The 17,803-nt window shown below is 39.4% G+C and carries 19 protein-coding genes; 8 read left to right on the top strand and 11 right to left on the bottom strand.

Annotation, left to right across the window (positions count from 1 at the left end; translation table 11 throughout):
- The first annotated feature begins 20 nt into the window (after nt 1–20).
- Both tyrS and DQW11_RS00645 read left to right on the top strand, forming a co-directional pair.
- The gene (tyrS, locus tag DQW11_RS00650) at nt 21–1,313 is read left to right on the top strand and encodes a tyrosine--tRNA ligase (protein ID WP_113923141.1); all 1,293 of its coding nucleotides are present in this window, start codon (nt 21–23) and stop codon (nt 1,311–1,313) included.
- Between the two features lie 267 nt (nt 1,314–1,580).
- Nucleotides 1,581–2,282, top strand: a complete 702-nt coding sequence (locus DQW11_RS00645; protein WP_113922067.1) for a TetR/AcrR family transcriptional regulator — start codon at nt 1,581–1,583, stop codon at nt 2,280–2,282.
- A gap of 1,121 nt (nt 2,283–3,403) precedes the next feature.
- Here DQW11_RS00645 and DQW11_RS00640 read toward each other — a convergent pair.
- Nucleotides 3,404–4,375 (bottom strand): zinc-dependent alcohol dehydrogenase family protein, encoded by a 972-nt coding sequence (locus DQW11_RS00640; protein WP_113922066.1) that lies wholly within the window; start codon nt 4,373–4,375, stop codon nt 3,404–3,406.
- Nucleotides 4,376–4,671: 296 nt separating this feature from the next.
- Here DQW11_RS00640 and DQW11_RS00635 point away from each other — a divergent pair, with 296 nt between their 5' ends.
- The 4 genes from DQW11_RS00635 to DQW11_RS00620 are packed head-to-tail and all read left to right on the top strand — an operon-like array spanning nt 4,672 to nt 8,569.
- Entirely contained in the window at nt 4,672–5,439 is a 768-nt protein-coding gene (locus tag DQW11_RS00635) for an SDR family NAD(P)-dependent oxidoreductase (protein ID WP_113922065.1), read from the top strand.
- Between the two features lie 11 nt (nt 5,440–5,450).
- Nucleotides 5,451–6,659 carry an acyl-CoA dehydrogenase family protein gene (locus tag DQW11_RS00630; RefSeq protein WP_113922064.1) on the top strand — a complete coding sequence of 403 codons (1,209 nt, stop codon included), beginning with the start codon at nt 5,451–5,453 and terminating at the stop codon, nt 6,657–6,659.
- A complete protein-coding gene (locus tag DQW11_RS00625; protein ID WP_113922063.1) occupies nt 6,656–7,687 on the top strand; it encodes a phosphotransferase family protein in 1,032 nt (343 codons plus the stop codon). Before DQW11_RS00630 ends, DQW11_RS00625 begins: the two co-directional genes overlap by 4 nt.
- A 3-nt stretch (nt 7,688–7,690) precedes the next feature.
- Nucleotides 7,691–8,569 carry a 3-hydroxyacyl-CoA dehydrogenase gene (locus DQW11_RS00620; RefSeq protein ID WP_113922062.1) on the top strand — a complete coding sequence of 293 codons (879 nt, stop codon included), beginning with the start codon at nt 7,691–7,693 and terminating at the stop codon, nt 8,567–8,569.
- Nucleotides 8,570–8,639: 70 nt separating this feature from the next.
- Here DQW11_RS00620 and DQW11_RS00615 read toward each other — a convergent pair whose 3' ends face one another.
- Complete coding sequence (locus DQW11_RS00615) at nt 8,640–8,909, bottom strand: hypothetical protein (protein ID WP_113922061.1); 270 nt, start codon at nt 8,907–8,909, stop codon at nt 8,640–8,642.
- Between the two features lie 220 nt (nt 8,910–9,129).
- On the opposite strand from DQW11_RS00615, the gene DQW11_RS00610 reads away from it, so the two are divergent.
- Together DQW11_RS00610 and DQW11_RS00605 are read left to right on the top strand one after the other, a co-directional pair.
- Entirely contained in the window at nt 9,130–9,363 is a 234-nt protein-coding gene (locus DQW11_RS00610; RefSeq protein WP_198669818.1) for a helix-turn-helix domain-containing protein, read from the top strand.
- On the top strand, nt 9,341–10,240 hold the full coding sequence (locus DQW11_RS00605) for a hypothetical protein (RefSeq protein ID WP_157965984.1): 900 nt from the start codon (nt 9,341–9,343) through the stop codon (nt 10,238–10,240). Before DQW11_RS00610 ends, DQW11_RS00605 begins: the two co-directional genes overlap by 23 nt.
- Here the strand turns inward: DQW11_RS00605 and DQW11_RS00600 are convergent.
- From DQW11_RS00600 to DQW11_RS00555, 9 genes are all read right to left on the bottom strand, one after another.
- Entirely contained in the window at nt 10,204–12,081 is a 1,878-nt protein-coding gene (locus DQW11_RS00600) for an Eco57I restriction-modification methylase domain-containing protein (protein ID WP_113922059.1), read from the bottom strand. The genes DQW11_RS00605 and DQW11_RS00600 overlap by 37 nt on opposite strands.
- A gap of 216 nt (nt 12,082–12,297) precedes the next feature.
- Nucleotides 12,298–12,600: an HNH endonuclease gene (locus DQW11_RS22600; RefSeq protein ID WP_113922058.1), complete on the bottom strand. Its 303-nt coding sequence runs from the start codon at nt 12,598–12,600 to the stop codon at nt 12,298–12,300.
- 191 nt (nt 12,601–12,791) lie between these two features.
- The gene (locus tag DQW11_RS00590) at nt 12,792–13,259 is read right to left on the bottom strand and encodes an ORF6N domain-containing protein (protein ID WP_232826639.1); all 468 of its coding nucleotides are present in this window, start codon (nt 13,257–13,259) and stop codon (nt 12,792–12,794) included.
- A 393-nt stretch (nt 13,260–13,652) separates the two neighbouring features.
- Entirely contained in the window at nt 13,653–14,531 is an 879-nt protein-coding gene (locus DQW11_RS00585; protein WP_113922056.1) for an ORF6N domain-containing protein, read from the bottom strand.
- A 14-nt stretch (nt 14,532–14,545) separates the two neighbouring features.
- Complete coding sequence (locus DQW11_RS00580) at nt 14,546–14,839, bottom strand: virulence RhuM family protein (RefSeq protein ID WP_113922055.1); 294 nt, start codon at nt 14,837–14,839, stop codon at nt 14,546–14,548.
- On the bottom strand, nt 14,836–14,985 hold the full coding sequence (locus tag DQW11_RS00575) for a hypothetical protein (RefSeq protein ID WP_198669817.1): 150 nt from the start codon (nt 14,983–14,985) through the stop codon (nt 14,836–14,838). Before DQW11_RS00575 ends, DQW11_RS00580 begins: the two co-directional genes overlap by 4 nt.
- 1,175 nt (nt 14,986–16,160) lie before the next feature.
- Nucleotides 16,161–16,601: a PIN domain-containing protein gene (locus tag DQW11_RS00565; protein ID WP_113922053.1), complete on the bottom strand. Its 441-nt coding sequence runs from the start codon at nt 16,599–16,601 to the stop codon at nt 16,161–16,163.
- Nucleotides 16,598–16,801: a hypothetical protein gene (locus tag DQW11_RS00560; RefSeq protein ID WP_113922052.1), complete on the bottom strand. Its 204-nt coding sequence runs from the start codon at nt 16,799–16,801 to the stop codon at nt 16,598–16,600. Before DQW11_RS00560 ends, DQW11_RS00565 begins: the two co-directional genes overlap by 4 nt.
- Before the next feature lie 370 nt (nt 16,802–17,171).
- On the bottom strand, nt 17,172–17,597 hold the full coding sequence (locus DQW11_RS00555; protein ID WP_113922051.1) for a c-type cytochrome: 426 nt from the start codon (nt 17,595–17,597) through the stop codon (nt 17,172–17,174).
- Nucleotides 17,598–17,803: the final 206 nt, after the last annotated feature.

Raw genomic sequence — 17,803 nt, 5'->3', positions numbered from 1 at the left:
TCAAAAAATCAGAGTTTCCCATGAATAACTTTATTGAAGAGCTGCGCTGGAGAGGAATGCTTCAGGATATGACCCCGGAGATCGAAGAATACCTGAACAAAGGAATGGCATCTGCCTACCTTGGATTCGATCCGACAGCTGATTCACTGCATATCGGTCACCTTGTCGGGGTGATGACTTTGCTCCATTTCCAAAGGGCGGGCCACAAACCTTATGCGCTCGTGGGAGGGGCTACAGGGATGATCGGTGATCCGAGTTTCAAGTCAGCAGAAAGAAATCTTTTGGACAAAGCCACTTTGGACCACAACGTGTCATGCCTTCAGAAGCAATTGTCCCATTTTTTGGACTTCAGAGAAGGAACTTTGAATAAGGCCGAACTGGTGAATAATTACGATTGGATGTCCCAATTTTCATTTTTGGAGTTCATCCGGGATGTAGGCAAATACATTACCGTCAACTACATGATGGCCAAGGATTCGGTCAAAAGAAGGTTGGAAGACGGAAATGGCCTGTCATTTACAGAGTTTTCGTACCAACTGATCCAAGGATACGATTTCTATCATTTGTGGAAAAACAAGGATGTAGCCATCCAACTCGGGGGTTCTGACCAATGGGGAAATATCGTCACCGGGACAGAATTGATCCGCAAAATGGAAGGGGGAAGTGCCTATGCCTTGACGGTTCCTTTGATCACCAAAGCAGACGGTACTAAGTTTGGAAAGACTGAAAGCGGTTCCGTTTGGCTCGATCCTGAAAAGACCTCACCTTATGCGTTTTACCAGTTTTGGCTGAATGTCTCTGATGAGGATGCGTCTAAGTATATCAGGATTTTCACGGTTTTGGATCAGGAAACTGTTCTAAACTTGGAAAAAGAACAGACAGAAGCTCCTCACCTCAGGGTAATCCAAAAAGAAATCGCCAAGCAGGTTACCATCATGGTCCATGGCGAAAATGAATACAACATGGCGGTAAAAGCCTCAGAAATTCTTTTTGGGAAATCATCCACAGAGGACCTCGCCACACTCAATGAACGGACATTCCTACAGGTGTTTGATGGCGTACCACAGGCAGAGATTTCCAAATCTGAGTATGAGTCGGCTGCAAATGTGGTAGACCTTTTGTCAGAAAAAACCAATGGACTTATCTTTCCTTCCAAAGGTGAGGCAAGAAAAATGATCCAAGGTGGCGGGGTTTCGATCAACAAAGAGAAAGTAAGCGATCCAAATGCAGCTTTATCCCAAAATCTCCTTCAGGGAAAATACCTGTTGGTACAAAAAGGAAAGAAGAATTATTACATCATCAAAGTCGATTAAACCAATGTAGGCCCTGATTTTCAGGGCTTTTTTTTGGGGTTTATTTTTCTTATTACCTATTTTCAATGCCAATTCCATTCTTTTTAATGTGTACCCGCATTCGATACAATCTCCTATAGCCCAACGTGCAACATTGCGGATACTCATTTTTCTTTTTCAGGAATATCTCAAACAAGTATATTTTACTCATACCAATTTAAAAAAATTCAGGAGGGAATTATGACCAACGTTTAATATCTTTGACCCTAATTCGAATACTATTTAAATATGGGAGCTCAGGAAAGACAACAGAAAGAAAAATTGATTTTAGAGGCTTCAATTAAGCTTTTTACAGAGAAAGGTTATCATGCCACCAAAATGGAAGATGTGGCCAAAGCTTCCAAAATAAGCAAAGGACTCACCTATTTTTATTATAAAAACAAAGAAGACCTGTACATGGCGGTGACCAAAAAAGCCTTCGATGAACTGAAAGACGTATTCCGCGATATCATCAAAATCAAAGGCAGAAACGGGCTGGACATGCTGATAGAACTTTCAAACAATTACTTCAAGTTTGCCAAAAACAACCGCATGTTTTATGATGCCATTTTGAATTTCATGGGCTTGGTACAGCTTTACAATGATGAAAACCTGAAGTCAAATATCGATCCTTTGGTTTTGGCAAGTGAGCATTTTCAAAAGCTCCTTGAGGTCCACCATGATTGTGGCAAAATCGGCACCCAAATGGTCGTTCAGGGAATAAAAGACGGAAGCATCAGGCCTGAATTACAGCCCGAGGCTACTTTTTACACAATATGGGCCATGTTGGTAGGATATGAAAGGCTGTTGGGTCCGGTTGGATTCGAAGGAAAAGAGGCCAAAATCAACCTAGAAACCTGGAAACCCTCTTTCAACCGATTGCTCCAAGACATGCTCAAAGGAACGTTTCAGGCTCAAAAAGTACAACCTGTACAGGGAAGTTTGTTTTAGTGAAAGGGGTTATTCTTTTTTTTCGATTAAATTTCCTCCTGCTTTAGCTGGAGGGGAAATAAAACCACTGAGCTCCCCGGCTTTAGCCAAATCCTATCCACCTTCAAAAATCCAAACTCTTTGTTTTGTCTAAAGCCGATTTTTTACTCGGCATTTACTTGTGAATGGGCTAAAGCCACATTCCTATTGAACTACCAATGACATCACCTGAGCTTAGAATATCTTAATAATGATTTCAATAAGACTTATTTTTCCGATTAAATTTCCTCCTGCTTTAGCTGGAGGGGAAGTAAAACCACCTTGCTCCCCGGCTTTAGCCAAATGCTATCCATCTTCAAAAATCCAATCTCATCGTTTTGGCTAAAGCCAATTTTTTACTCGGAATTTACTTGTGAATGGGCTAAAGCCACATTCCTATTGAACTACCAATGACATCACCTGAGCTTAGAATATCTTAATAATGATTTCAATAAGACTTATTTTTCCTATTAAATTTCCTCCTGCTTTAGCTGGAGGGGAAATAAAACCACCCTGCTCCCCGGCTTTAGCCAAATCCTATCCACCTTCAAAAATCCAAACTCTTTGTTTTGGCTAAGGCCGATTTTTTACTCGGAATTTACTTTTGAATGGGCTTATTCCTATTGAATTTCCAATTACAGAATTTGTTTCACTCGGGATGTTCAACCCCTTTGGGGTTGGACTGAATTTCGCAATCGCTCTGAATCCCCGGGTTGCAACCCGGGGCTATTAATGGTTCAACCCCCGTTGGGGGTTTTTAGTATATGTCATTTCCTTTTCAGAACATTTTAAAATGTTGACCATTCAGGATGACGTGAATATCTTGGTCGTCACACTGAACGTAGTGAAGTGTCTCCTTATTCAGAGATCTTTCATCCTCGTACCTCGGATTCAAGATGACGCAACAACCGTCATTTCCTTTTCTGAACATTTCTAAAAATGTTGACCACTCAGGAAGACGTGAATATCTTGGTCGTCACACTGAACGTAGAGAAGTGTCTCATTAAAGAGATTCTTCACCTCCGCGGGCTGCGGTTCAGAATGACGAAGGAAAAAACGTCATCATAAAAAAGCATAAAGGAGAGAAAAATCTCTCCTTTTTTTTATTTGGAAACCAACAATACTTTTCCGTTTCTTCCACCTTTTTCGTAGGCTTCAAGGGCTTCTTTGAATTGCTCCAAAGGAAAGGAATCCTGCACATCTACCTTTACTTTATTGGAAAGAAGATAGGTAAACACAGTTTTGAATACCGTTTTTCTTTGTTCGGGACTCAGGTTTTCCATATAGGTTGTCAACCAAAAACCTTCAACTTTCAGATTTTTGAAGATCAACAAGCCGGAATTCAAAGGAATATTTTCCAGACTCAGCAATCCGAAAACCATCATTTTCCCGCCGGATTTTAAGCTTGCGATGGCTTTGGCACCGAGAACCCCTCCTACTGCATCAAATACAACAGAGACACCTTCTCCGGTTTGTTCGGCAATTACCTTTTGAAGTTTTTCCTTTTCAGTATTGATGACAAGGTCCGCACCGATGGATTGTAGCATTTCCTTTTGGTCGTCCCTACGTACGGTGCAGGCGACTTTGATGCCTTTATGGTGCGCCATTTGGATGGCCAATTTGCCAAAAGCAGAAGCCCCCGCAGTGATCAGAAGCCAATCCCCTTCTTTCAGTCCACTTGTTTCAATCATTCCAAATGCTGTCAAAGGATTGACAAAAGCCTGACAGGCTACCTCATCTGTCATTCCCTGCGGTGTAGGGATAACCAATGCAGCAGGAATGCAAACATATTCTTTCCAGGTTCCGATAGCGGTAAAAATCACTCTGGTACCTACGGGTATTGAGTTGCTTTCATCGGATGCATCTACGACTCCGGCAGCTTCGAATCCGGCGCTGCTTGGTAGTTTGGGTGTGATGCCATACATACCCCTAACAAACATGATGTCCGATGGATTGATGTTGCGTGCAGTTACTTTGATCCTGACTTCATGCGGTTTTGGCTGTGGCACGGGGGCTTCTTCAAGTTGCAACACTTCTGAAGGAAGGCCTGTTTGGTGAAAAATTACTTGTTTCATAATTCTGTTAAATTGAGTTTTTATGTTTGTGCGCAAAGATGTCACTAGATTGGATTTATATTAAATCTCGTCTGCAGAACGAAATGCCCAGTACTTCGGTCTTCCGTCTTCCTTCTAGTTTGAAGAAAAGCAAAGGGTTACTGGCAAAGAAGCGGATATCCATTTGAGTTTTTTATCTTAATTCAAAAATGAAGTTATAAAAAATACTCGGTATGCATAATATTTTTCTTATCCGAATAGCCATTAAATGCTTTAATTTTTATCTTGTAGCCTATCTAAAAACCCAAATAACAATTATGGATTTATCTGCATTATTTTCATTGGCAAACAAAGTGGCCATCATCACAGGTGCCAGCAAAGGTATAGGTTTCGGTATCGCAGAGATTTTTGCTGCTGCAGGAGCCAAAGTCGTAATCAGCAGCAGAAAGCAGGAAGCATTGGATGAAATGGCTTCCCAACTCAAGAGCAAGGGTTATGAAGTTTCCGCCATTGCCTGCAATGTGGGCCGCATGGAAGAGTTGGACAGCTTGGTCAAAAAGACCATCGAAAAATATGGACAAATCGATATTTTGGTCAACAATGCTGCAGTAAACCCTGTTTTTGGACCGGTTCACAATACAACTCCCGAAGCCTTTGACAAGATCATGGATGTCAATGTCAAAGCCCCTTTTCACCTGATGAATTTATGTTTTCCTTACCTCCGCGCTTCTTCGGGTGCGGCAGTGATCAACATCAGTTCGATCGGCGGCATATCGCCTGAACAAGGATTGGGAATCTACAGTGTCAGCAAGGCGGCCTTGATTTCCCTTTCAAAAGTATATGCCAAAGAATGGGGCGACCATAAAATCCGTGTCAACACCATCTGCCCGGGATTGATCCAAACCAAGTTTTCAGAGGCCCTTTGGAGCAATGATAAAATCATGGAGCACATGATGAAAGCCCTCCCCATCAAACGGGTGGGAACAAGCGAGGAAATCGGTGCCATGGCGCTCTTTTTAGCATCCAAAGCTTCTTCCTACACCACCGGAGCTACCTTGACAGCCGACGGAGGTTTTACCATTTAATTTTCAACCTTATGGAATTCAATAAAATATTTGCCTCGAAAGAGGTGCAGGACTTGGTATCTCGGTACGAGACATTTATCAAAACCCATGTCCATCCTTTGGAACAGGAAGCTGTTTATGGTTCTTTCAAGGCAGTTTTGCCGAAGTTGAAATCCTTGAGGGAACTGGCAAAAAAGGAAGGGCTCTTCGCCCCCCACCTTTCCAAGGAAGACGGAGGTTTGGGCCTCGACCTGACTGAGTTTGCGAGTATTTCTGAGGTGTTGGGAAAAAGCCCCATTGGACATTACATCTTCAATTGCAATGCACCCGATATCGGAAATATGGAACTGATGCACCGCTTTGCCAGCAAAGAGCTAAAGGATAAATTCCTTGTTCCGCTCCAAAGGGGTGAAATCCGGAGTTGCTTCGCCATGACCGAACCCAATAATCCCGGCAGCAACCCTGTTCACCTTTCGACCACTGCTGTCAAAGAAGGAAATGAATATATCATCAACGGTCATAAGTGGTTTACCACGGCTGCGGATGGGGCGGATTTTACCATCGTCATGGCATTGACAGATCCGACTAACCCCAATCCTTACCTGAGGGCAAGCATGATATTGGTTCCTTTGGATAATCCCGGATACAAATTGCTCCGAAATATCCCAATCATGGGTGATGTCGGCGAAGATTACCTATCTCATGGGGAAGTGATGTTTACCGATTGCAGGGTTCCGATTTCCAACCTGATTGGGGAAGAAGGACAAGGGTTTGCCTTGGCACAGGAAAGATTGGGACCGGGAAGAATCCACCACTGCATGCGATGGATTGGAATCTGTGAGCGGGCTTTGGAAATGATGTGCAGGCGTGCCTTGTCCAGACAATTGGATCCCGGCAAACCTCTAGCCAACCAACAAACCATCCAAAATTGGATTGCCGAGGCCGCTGCCGGCATCAAGGCTTCCCGACTGATGGTGATGATGACTGCACTCAAGATCGAGCAGGAAGGAGCGAAAGCCGCCAAAGAGGACATCTCTACGATCAAGTTTTTTGTCTCTGATGTCCTGATGACTACCTTGGACAAAGCCATTCAGGTACATGGGGCATTGGGAATAACCGATGACACTTTGCTTTCATTTTGGTACCGACATGAGCGCGGGGCAAGGATTTACGACGGGCCGGATGAGGTACATAAATCAGTTTTGGCAAAAAGAATCCTAAAAAACTATTCCCAAGAATGAACAAGGAACCTCAAGGTCTCGAAAACCTCTTTCCTTTTTTGGAAGCAAAACTGAATCTCGATCCTCAAAGTACGGTGATCTCCCAATTCAAGGGAGGGTATTCCAACCTTACTTTTTTGATCAATTCCCCTGATGGGCAATTTGTCCTGAGAAGGCCGCCTTTGGGAATGAAAATCAGCAAAGCCCATGACATGGTCCGGGAATTCCGGATTTTGGAGGCGCTGGAGAAAGCCGGATATGGCAAAATTCCTAAACCGATTTTATGCTGTGAGGACGAAACGGTCATCGGGGCACCTTTTTTCATCATGGAAAAAGTAGATGGTCTGATTCTCAGGAATAAAATCCCCGAGGGCATGGCTCTCGGAAAGGACTATTTCCAAAAACTGTCCAAAAACACAATAGATGGATTATTGGAACTCCATAACCTGGAGCTTGAACGATCGGGTTTGTCCCAATTGGGAAAACCCGAAGGCTATGTGGAAAGACAGGTTTTGGGTTGGTCAGAGCGGTATTTCAATGCAAAAACGGACGAACTGAAAGAATTGGAAGCAGTCAGTGCTTGGCTCAAATCAAATCTCCCCAAAAGCGAAAATATCGGATTCATCCATAATGATTACAAGTTTGACAACCTCGTCTTGGCCAGTCCTCAGGACCCTACCATTCAAGCTGTTTTGGATTGGGAGATGGCGACGGTCGGAGATCCTTTGATGGATTTTGGCACCTCTTTGGCTTATTGGGCGGAAGCAGGAGACTCGGATATCCTCAAAATGTTTAACCTGAGCTTCATGGAAGGCAATTTTACCAGGGCCGAAGCCATTGACTATTATGCCTCCAAAAGCCCCCTCAATTTGGAAAATATGATTTTTTATTATACCTATGGTTTATTCAAAGTAGCTGTGATTGCCCAGCAGATTTATAAAAGATTTACAATGGGCTTTGCCCAAGATCCAAGGTTTTCTGCATTGATCCATGTAGTAGATGCCTGTGGAAAAAAAGCGATGAACAGTATCCAAACCAATAAAATTTAAACTATGAAAATCAAAAAAGTTTGTGTTCTAGGTGCAGGTACATTGGGAACCCGTGTTGCCCTTCAGGCAGCCCTGTCAGGATATGAGGTTTCCCTTTATGACATCAATCTCAAATCCCTGAAAAGCGCAAAAGAAGTGATGGAAACGATAGTCACCAAACTTGCCAAAGCAAGTGGCTTGGAATCCGAATCCGGTTTGATGGCCATCGAAAAGATCACTTTTACCAAAGATCCAAAAGTCGCTGTCCATGAGGCAGATATTATCAATGAAAGTGTGTTGGAAGAAGTGAGCGTCAAGACGGAAGTATGGAAACTCTTTGGAGAAATCGCCCCTGAAAAAACCATTTTTACCACCAATACCTCCTACCTGCTGCCGTCTATGTTTGCGGACGTTTCAGGCCGCCCTTCCAAATTTTGTGCCCTGCATTTCCATGATGTATTTACCGCAAAAGTGGTCGACATCATGCCGCATCCGGGTACAGACCCCGCACTGATTGCGCTACTGATGGACTTTGGCAGGTCCTTGGAACAGGTTCCCGTTTTGGTCAAAAAGGAAAATAACGGCTATATTTTCAATACCATGCTGATGTCATTTATTGGCGCCGCAGGAAAGCTTTTGGTTAACGACATCGCCTCGATTGAGGACATTGACAAATCTTGGATGGTCAACTTCAACATGCCCAAAGGTCCCTTTGGAATCTTGGATACAATCGGATTGGAGACCGCTTGGCATGTGACCAAAAACCAACCTGACAAAGCCTCCCAAGCTTTTGCAGCCCTGCTAAAAACATACGTCGATGCAGGAAAACTCGGAGAAAAATCCGGAGAGGGATTCTACAAATACCCCAAACCAAAATACAAAAACCCTGATTTTTTGGTTTAAAGTAGAGATCAGTTTTGAATATTGATTTACAAAACGGGATGTAGGGGAATTAGCCTTGCATCTTTTTTTTTTAGGGGTGACGAGATAAATTACAGTGAAATTTGAGGGGTATTATGTCAAAATGACTCTTATCCATCTTTGGCCAATCATTGCCTACAATGCCATAAGCCTCCTGCATCAGTTTGAAAAATAGATTCTCTTTTTCTTCCTCAGGCAAGACATCATAATGTTTCTGAAGGTCAGCAGCTTCTTCAAAACTCTGAATAGTAAAGGCTTTTTTATCCATTTTCAAAAAGATCCGATTAAAATACTCTGCAATATATAAAATTAAAAAATCCATTATATTCTGTTATTTTCAAATCACCAAAGAAGCCATGCTCTAATTCTGGGTCCCGTACTATCGGGCAGTAAACGGGGCAAAAGACTGTTTGGAGATAAGAGGACTGGAAATATACCTTAAGCTCCTTTTTAATGAAAATTATATCTCCGTATTTTGCAAAATATTTAATTGTTACTTATAGTCTTTGATTTATAGTCAACAAATTAGAACTTTTGCGGTTGTGGATGTAAAACTAAAAGTCGGTCACAGAATAAAAGAACTAAGGGAACTTTCTAATATGTCTCAAAAGGACTTGTCGTTTGCAGCCGATTTGGATAGAAGTTACATTGCAAGTATTGAAAACGGTCAAAGGAATGTTTCAATTGTTAATGTTGAAAAGATTGCCAATGCACTAAATGTAACATTAAAAGAATTTTTTATAAGCAATGTCTTTGAGAACACTTCGAGAAATTAAACTAGATATTGAAAGAAGGATTGCCTTAACAGCCCAAAGTCCTTTGTCTCTTTTGGAATCCTTAGAAATCATAAAATTGGCAATTGAAGATGTTATTCGGTCAGGAGGCGCTGTGGCAAAGACTTCATTAATCACTTCACAGCAAATTGTCAATTTGTTACATGAAACTGTAAAATCTGCTTTTATTTTGGAGGGAGTGAATTCTACACTCATTAAGCCTAATATTGGGAGAGCGAACCCTGAAATAACTTTAGCTGGATTTTTAAAATTTAAAAAGCAAGATGTATGTATTTTCCCAAACAATTTAAATCCTCGTTTGGAATCATTGGATTTTAATGGATTATATAGTACAGGTGTAATTGAACCTTATGGAGAATTATTTACCGAACATATATTGTCAGTTAACGTTCGGACTCAGTTGAGTAGTTTAGGAAATAATGTTGATACTATGTTTGAAAGAACCTATGCAGAACCATTAAACCTTCATAGACGTGTACCGAAAATGGTATTGGGAGAAATGTATTTGATTTCAGTTAAAGAATTAAATTCTTCTCAAATTGCCCAAAATAATCCTATCTACAACAATTTTACCCCTGCAACTGCAAGGCAATTGGAAAAGTACATCAAAGGTTTTTCTGCATTAAATTTGAGAAAAGGTCAACGCGATGATGATTTCAAATATGAACGTGTGGCATTAATTATTGCAGATTTTTCACAAAACCCAATAAAAATTTATAGTTCAACTCAACAACTAATTCAAGATAATTTACTTCCTGCAAATTCCTCTGCTAGCATAGATAATTTACAATTCGATGGCTTTGCAAGAACATTACTTGATATTTACGAACAAAGATTTGGCCTTAATATATTAACTTGATATTTATTTATTAGAAAGTCATCAATTTCATCTATTTCTTTAAGCGAACGAAGTGTATCCATTTCAGAAATTGAAAAATGTGGAATTGAAAATTTTTCAATAAAGTTTTTTTGATAACAAGGAAAACCTCCTTCTATTGAAACACTCGTTTTGCTAACATAATAGTGCATTAAACAAGAATTAAGGATCTTTTGAACTACATCTATGTTTTCAATTCTTGAAATTGGGTTCGAGGTGTCACCAAACAATGAGTTTTTACTTTCTTGTTCTCGAAAATAAGTGCCGTAACCATTTGTGAAAAACGAATCTTCTTCTTTGATTAGCAAAAAACGGGGTTCTCGGCTAAATGTAGGGTTTAAAATTTTCTTACCTTTTTTTGTTAGGCCTTGTGTTCTACCCCAAACAAAAAATGGTTCAAATTTTACTTTTCCTTTGTCTCTATTTGATAAAGCTTCTTTTTCTGCGAGGAAATAAGCGTAACATTTTGGAAACTTCTTTTTAAATTCAGTTTCGGAGATTGGCGTTGCTACTCCTTTTTTGATATTGTAAGGACAAATAATTCTTCTTGTATTTTTTTCTACTTCTTCTTGGTTGCTGAAATCAGAAATTTTATAAACGGGTTTTGTGACTTCCTTTTCAATCTCAAAATTTCCTTTTTCAGTATTTTTTAAAAAATAACCATTTTTAAAGTCTCTTCCATCAATAAAAAACACATCATCTTTTAGGGTAGCAATACCTACACAAATATCAAAAAGTTTACTTATTGGAGTGCCAATAGTTTCAATTGTTCTGATATTTATTTGTTCGTCAGTTTTAAGAAGTCTCCACTTTTTTGGATTTAACTCATTTAAATAATTTAGTGAACCATTTGCGATTTCCAAAAAATCTTTTGGATTATATCCCTCTTTCAATCTGTCAAAACTGATAGCTTCATTTTTTTGCTTGTTCAAAAAAGTCAAAGCAGTATAGGTTTGTGCGTCGAAAACCTTTTTGTGTGTAAAATCAATAATTCTTGAAACACACTTTTTTTGTTGGAAATACCTACGAATTGCCTCCCCCGCCAATGATGTGAAATAATTGTTAGGTGTTATATACCCTAATTTTCCGGTTTGTGTCAATAGATTATAACCCAATTCGAAGAATGCGAAATAGAGATTAAATGTCCCCCCCTCTATTGTTGTCCAATTATTCACTAAATATTCTCTGTTTTCATCTGTAAGGTCTTGAAATTTTACGTATGGCGGATTGCCTACAATATTATCAAATTGCAGCCTCCAATTAGCTTTTAAGCTATCTTGATGGTATAAATTAAAATCTGAGTCATCTAAAATTTCTCCATTTTGTAATGCATAAACTGTCAAGATTAATTTAGTGCGATGAATGTTGTATTCTAGAATGTCTGATCCGTAAATATTTTCTTTTATAATGCTTTGAATCGGCTTTCCGAAAGTGTTTTTATAATATTCAGTCAATCCTATTAAAAATGCCCCACACCCACAACTTGGGTCAAGATTCTTATGGTTGCTTTCAGGTTTTAATTCGTTTATGATGAAATCCACAATATAATCAGGTGTAAAAAAAGCACCATTCAATTTACGGTCTCTTTGAGGAATTATAAGTTCTAAATGGTTTTCAAGGTCTTTAATGGTTCCAATTTCCAAAGGAGAAGTGTCAAAATATAGTTTCATATCTTGTTCAAAACCCTTAAAATAGTCTGTTAAGATAGGGCTTTTTGTAAAATCAAGTTTATTATTTGTTAAGTAGGAAAATATCAAATGCTGTTCAAGACTATTTAGGTCTTGTTTCTTAATTAATTCGTTTAGTATTGCTTTCTTTACCATTCTCTATAGTTGACTATAAGTAACAAAAGTATGCAATCTATATATTCTTTCAAATACATTATTAATATTTGGGCAGGAATTTCTAAGATTTCCGCTATTTGAAGTTTAGCATAATTATTTCATCCGAAACAAATTACAAAACATGAGAATTTTGATTGATGAATTAACTATTTTCATTCAGAATAGCAGGTGGCAGTAGCTTCACATTTAAGCTACTCATCTATGTTTAGCTTCATGGCAGGATTGGCAGATGGATACAAGCCATTCTATTGGTTCTTTACCGATGACCTTTTTTGCGTATTTTTTATGATGCACCTGGGTCGCTTTATTCCCACAATAGACACAGCGCCAATTATCCCGCTTGAGCACGACATACCTTTTTCGGCTCCAAGCATCCGATTTGAGATATTCGTTGTTATAATAGTCTCGTCGACGCTTTCTCTTTTCCTCAAACAGAAACCATTTAATTATCGGAATTACAATGATGATAATTAGAAAAATTAGAATCTGATAATCCATGTTACCGGTTATTGGATTAATATTGTATTGCTAATCTAGTTCAAAAATCCTTTTGTTCCCTATCCCGTAAACAGGGTATTCTTCAAAAAATGGATAGAAGTGTAATATTCCAAAGTAGAATCATGTCATGGTATTTGGGCATGTTCCACTACCCCTCCGGTATAGTCCCACCCACATTCCCTTACCCATCGTTAATCTTTTCTAAATCCTACTTTTTTGCGTTCCGTGAATGCCGGCCTTACTAGTTCTTCTATTATTTTGTAAATATTTCTGATATGTTCATTGTGCTCGCTTTGATTCTCCCTCAGGTCATCTATTTTTTTCAGCAAATCTTCGTAGTTGGCTGCCCACTGTCTCATTTTTACAAAAACTAGAATAATTGAAATGTTAACCTGAATCGCAATAGGGCTGTTAATGACTGACGAAAGCATGGCTACACCTTGTTCAGTGAACATAAAAGGAGGGGTCCTACGGCCTCCCCAACTTGAGGTCGCAAATTGCGACTTCAAGTTTTCCCATTCTTCTTCAGTCAGCTGGAACATGAAGTCTTCAGGGAACCGGTCAATATTTCTTTTGACTTGTTCATTAAGTCTTTTTGTTTTTACACCATACATTTCAGCCAATTCATTGTCGATCATCACCTTGTGGTCTCGAATCAAATAAATGGCTTTTGTGATTCGCTCATGTAAAAGGAGCTCATTTTAATTACTCATATAGATGAAATTTTTTTAATGAATTGATTCTTTATGCGTTCCACACTTTCTCCCTTGCAATGAATCAGTGGGTTATTATCGGCATTCGAATCTGATTTGCTAATCTACTCCTAAAATCTCTTTTTTCCCCATCCCGTGATCAGGGTATTTTTCAAAAAATTGATAGAAGTGCAATATTCCAAAGTAGAATCATCTCATGGTATTTGGGCATGTTCTCCTACCTCTCCGGTATAGTCCCACCCACCTTGTCCTACCGATACTAGAACTCCTTCTTTCATGGAAAAGCGTATCACAGTCTTCGGCTGTCAGTTTCACTTTCCTTGCTAGGCTGTTCAGACGTTATCCGTCTTTTTCTCCTTCTTTTAATTTTTGCAGGACTTCGTTGACAAACGAATCCATTCTCGAAAAGGCAAACCACTTTTTGCCTAGGTCCTTGAGCGATGCACCAATATGGTAAAGTTCTTTTCCATCTATAATCAAAAATCGGTCATGGGCTTCGCTAAATTCTACTGCTTTTATTTCAGGATATTGACTGTTATGTTTGGTGACGTCAAGCTGAAACTGCTTGCTTAAGGTTTTGGTATAAATTGTAGCCGTAACGTTTCTAGGACGCTTTACCATCAAGTTCAGCACAGTTTCGTCCACATAATTGTCTATCAGAATAATGTTTGTTTTTGCCTTTTTGATGAGGTCTGCCACAAATACATAGGCATCAAAAATCTGTCCTTCGAAGAAGATGCCCTTGTCGGGTTTGGGCTGTCCGGCTTCTAAGGCTTTAAAAATCTGTTCCAGCCTCTCATCTGTTTTCAGAAGTTTGAGTTCAACTTGGTCAAGTCGCTGAAAAACAGAAGCATTGTTTATCAGGAACTTCCGCATTGAAACAAAGGCTTGCATGATTTGGATGCTTACTTGAATGGCAAAATCAGTATTTAAAACAGCAGAAAGCATAGATACCCCTTGTTCTGAGAATACATATGGCATTGTTCTTCTGCCCCCATGTTCACTTGAGGTTCCAAAATGGTACTTCAAGTCAATCCATTCTCTTTCTGTTAATTGAAAAATAAAAGCATCAGGAAATCTAAGAGGATTTCTTTTTACTGCTCTGTTTATAAACTTAGTTTCTGTTCCGTAAAGAAGTGCCAAATCACTATCGAGCATTACCTGCATCCCTCTTACAGTGAAAATTTTGTTTTCTATATGGCTTATGGTGAACTCCATAGGATTACTATTTTTTAATTATTCACGCAAATCCGGAATTGGGTGCCTTGTTTGGACTTGACACGGTAACGAACTGAGATGATAACCTCCAGATTATAATTGACAACCGTTTTATCAGAAACAGGAATATGCATTTTTTGCACATTGCTTTTTTTATCTAATTCCCTTTCTTTAAAAACAATTGGCCGAGCGCCTCCGAGACTTTGTTTAGAAGGTATCGAATTTTGCGATACCATTAAATCAAATTCAATATCAGTTTGTGCAAGCCCTACTTGCACTAATCGTAAATCAGGATAGGCTTTCTTCATGGCATCTCTATTTTATTGAGGTTTTCTGCAATGATTTCATTGAGTTGGGCTTCCTCCTGCAACTGCGCTTCCAATTCTGATTTCAGGGAAATAAAGCGAACTGCAAAATCAAAATCATCCTCTGTTTGGCCATGTAGGTATTTCACTAGAGGATTTAATTTCTGATTTGCTAATCTAGTTCAAAAAATGTTTTGTTCCCTATCCCGTAAACAGGGTATTTTTCAAAAAACTGATAGTAGTGAAATATTCCAAAGTAGAATCATGTCATGGTATTTGGGCATGTTCCCCTACCCCTCAGGTATAGTCCCGCCCACCATTTCCTATACTCCCGCTACCCATACTCCGTGTCTGAGTTAGGGATACTCCGTGTCCTAGCTAGGGATACTCCGCCTCCGGGTTACCCTTGAGCTACATTCCATCTACACAATCCTTGAAGTAACTTACTAGAATACCCCTACCATTTCGGTAATCAGGATTCTACTATTTTACAAAATCCATGACCGAAATACCCCACTAATGCACTTCTTTTTTCCATGGGCTGCGGTGCAGGGAGATTTGTGATAGTATATGGTTAGTCCTAGCACCTTACCCATGGCTACTATTATTTCGCCCCGACGGGGCTTTTTTCTGGTAAATGGAAAAATACCTCACGCAGAGCCACAGAGAAAAAATATGTTTGTGGAGACACAAACATCGGCAGAGAGTAATCTTCCTCTTTCGAAAAAGTAATATTATGAAACACTGGTGGGCTGCCAGAAATTTTTCCGGGCCGGCGGTGGTATTGTGTGTGGATAGGATTAAAATTTCTTGCCTCCCGATAGCTATCGGGATGGTTACTTTTTGTGGTAAGACAAAAAGTGACAGAAAACAATCCATAAAGAATAGATTAAACAATTGTATTAGAAAAAACACCCCTACCATTTCGGTATTGGAGGTTCTCCTATTTATAAAATCCGTAACCGAAATAATAATAACGGAATTCCTATTTAACCATGGGCTGTGGTGCATGGGGATTTGTGAAGGAATGAAGATTGATTTAGCACCTTACCCATGGCTACCAATATTTCGCCCCGATGGGGCTAGAGCTCCTAGACCCTTTGCGACCATTGCGAAACCTTGCCGTCCTTTGCGGTTAAAAAATATTTCCTCAAGCAAATCCTCAGAGGATAAGAGAGCCGCATAGGATAAGGATAAGAGGAAAGAGGAAAGGACTAGGAAAGAAAAACAGCAGGATTGGTTGCTCTTGAATCCATTGTATGTTTTATTATATTTTTGAACTTTCGACTAAGTTTTAATTTGCCTAAAAAAGTTTATTTCACATTTATTTTAAATCAATTATCCCAAAAAGCTGATCTGTTGTAATAAATCTATTCCATCCTTTATTTTTGAGTCCTTTTTGCAATGCTTTGTCCCCACTCCAAAACTTACCCTTAATGTGTTCCGTCAAAGCTACAAATTCTGTGTCGTCGATATCGACATCTTCAGTTAGGACCAAAGTTTTTTCAAAAACATTTTTAGGAATTAATCTTAAATTTATAAACCTGATTTTACGGGTAAAAATAGCCAAAATCCTTTTAAACTCAGCTTCGGAGTATCCTGATAGCTTCATTAATTTTTCGGAGTGTTCCTCAATTTCATCTAATAACCTTTCGGTAGCGTAAAAATTAAATTTGCTTTTGGGATGGAGAAAAATCTTGGCAATTTTGCTGTTTGAATTTAACATTGCACTAAACACCACATTGGTATCAACTACAATTCTCATAATCCAAGTTTATCTTTGGATTTCTCCCATCTTCCTTTTTTTATTTCCTTCACAAGATCATCCACCTCTTTTTGTTTAGCTTTCGATTTACCGGATATTTCCTTAAACTCAAAAAGGTCAGTCAAATCTTGTAGATCGTCTATGTTGGTGTTGCCAGGCAACCTGAATATCACCTCATCTTTGCTTCTTTCTATGATCATGGCTTTTTTATCAATTATACGAATTTTGAAGCTAAGGTTAAAATTTTAAACTTATTTATAATTGTAGCATAACATAATTCTACTCACACTCAAATCCATAATTGTTGTTCCAATATACCGTTGGCTGCGGTGCATGGGGATTTGTGAAGGAATGAAGATTGATTTAGCACCTTACCCATGGCTACTATTATTTCGCTCCGCCGCGGCGGACTGATTGTTTGTAGACCTTCTGCGTCAATCTGCGATATCTGCGGGAGAAAATTAAACCTCCTATTCTCTGTGCTCCCTGTGCCCTCTGTGGTAAATCAATCAATCCCACCTCCGCACCTTGCGAAAACCTTAGCACTCATTGCGGTAAAATAAACTAAAATCACTGACCCTTGAGAGAGAGGATGAAAGTCACCATGGCTTCCGCATCCTCTTTCTTTACTTGGGGATGGGGACTCATGACAGGATATCCCCAAGAACCTCTGCTTCCCCGGATCACCTGCCGGGCCAAATGTTCAACATAAATTTGATTGGCAGGATATCTTTTGGCAATGTCCCTGAAAGCCGGTCCTTTGGCACGGTTATCCTCCTTATGGCAGTCGTAGCAATCCGAATACGCCACCAACACCTCTCCTTTTTTTACAAGTGCAACATCAAGTTCTTGGTTTTCGCCCGGAATGGCCTTGATATAATCCTTTTCATTGTGATTTGAGAGGATGGATTTTTCCTCCGGGGACTTTGTTTCATTGCAGGAAGAAACAGCCAGAAAAAGTAAGAAGTAAAAAACCAAATGCAGTATTTTTTCCATTTTTCCCTCTGTTGAAGATTCCCACTGTTCTGAAATTTGATTGGGATTCCAAATTTTGTAAGGATAAATAGAATATCATATATTTTTTGTTGACCGCAAACCTGATTATTGTCATGTTTGGTTTTTCTTTCTATTTTCGAACATAAATAATTGTCGCACAAACGAGGATATTTCCTTCTAATTGCAATTTTGGAATTCTAAATGTC

The sequence above is a fragment of the Cognataquiflexum aquatile genome (assembly GCF_003316845.1).
Taxonomy (GTDB): Bacteria; Bacteroidota; Bacteroidia; order Cytophagales; family Cyclobacteriaceae; genus Cognataquiflexum; species Cognataquiflexum aquatile.
Note: the sequence above shows the minus strand (reverse complement) of the source record. Positions and strands in the feature narration are given on the sequence as shown.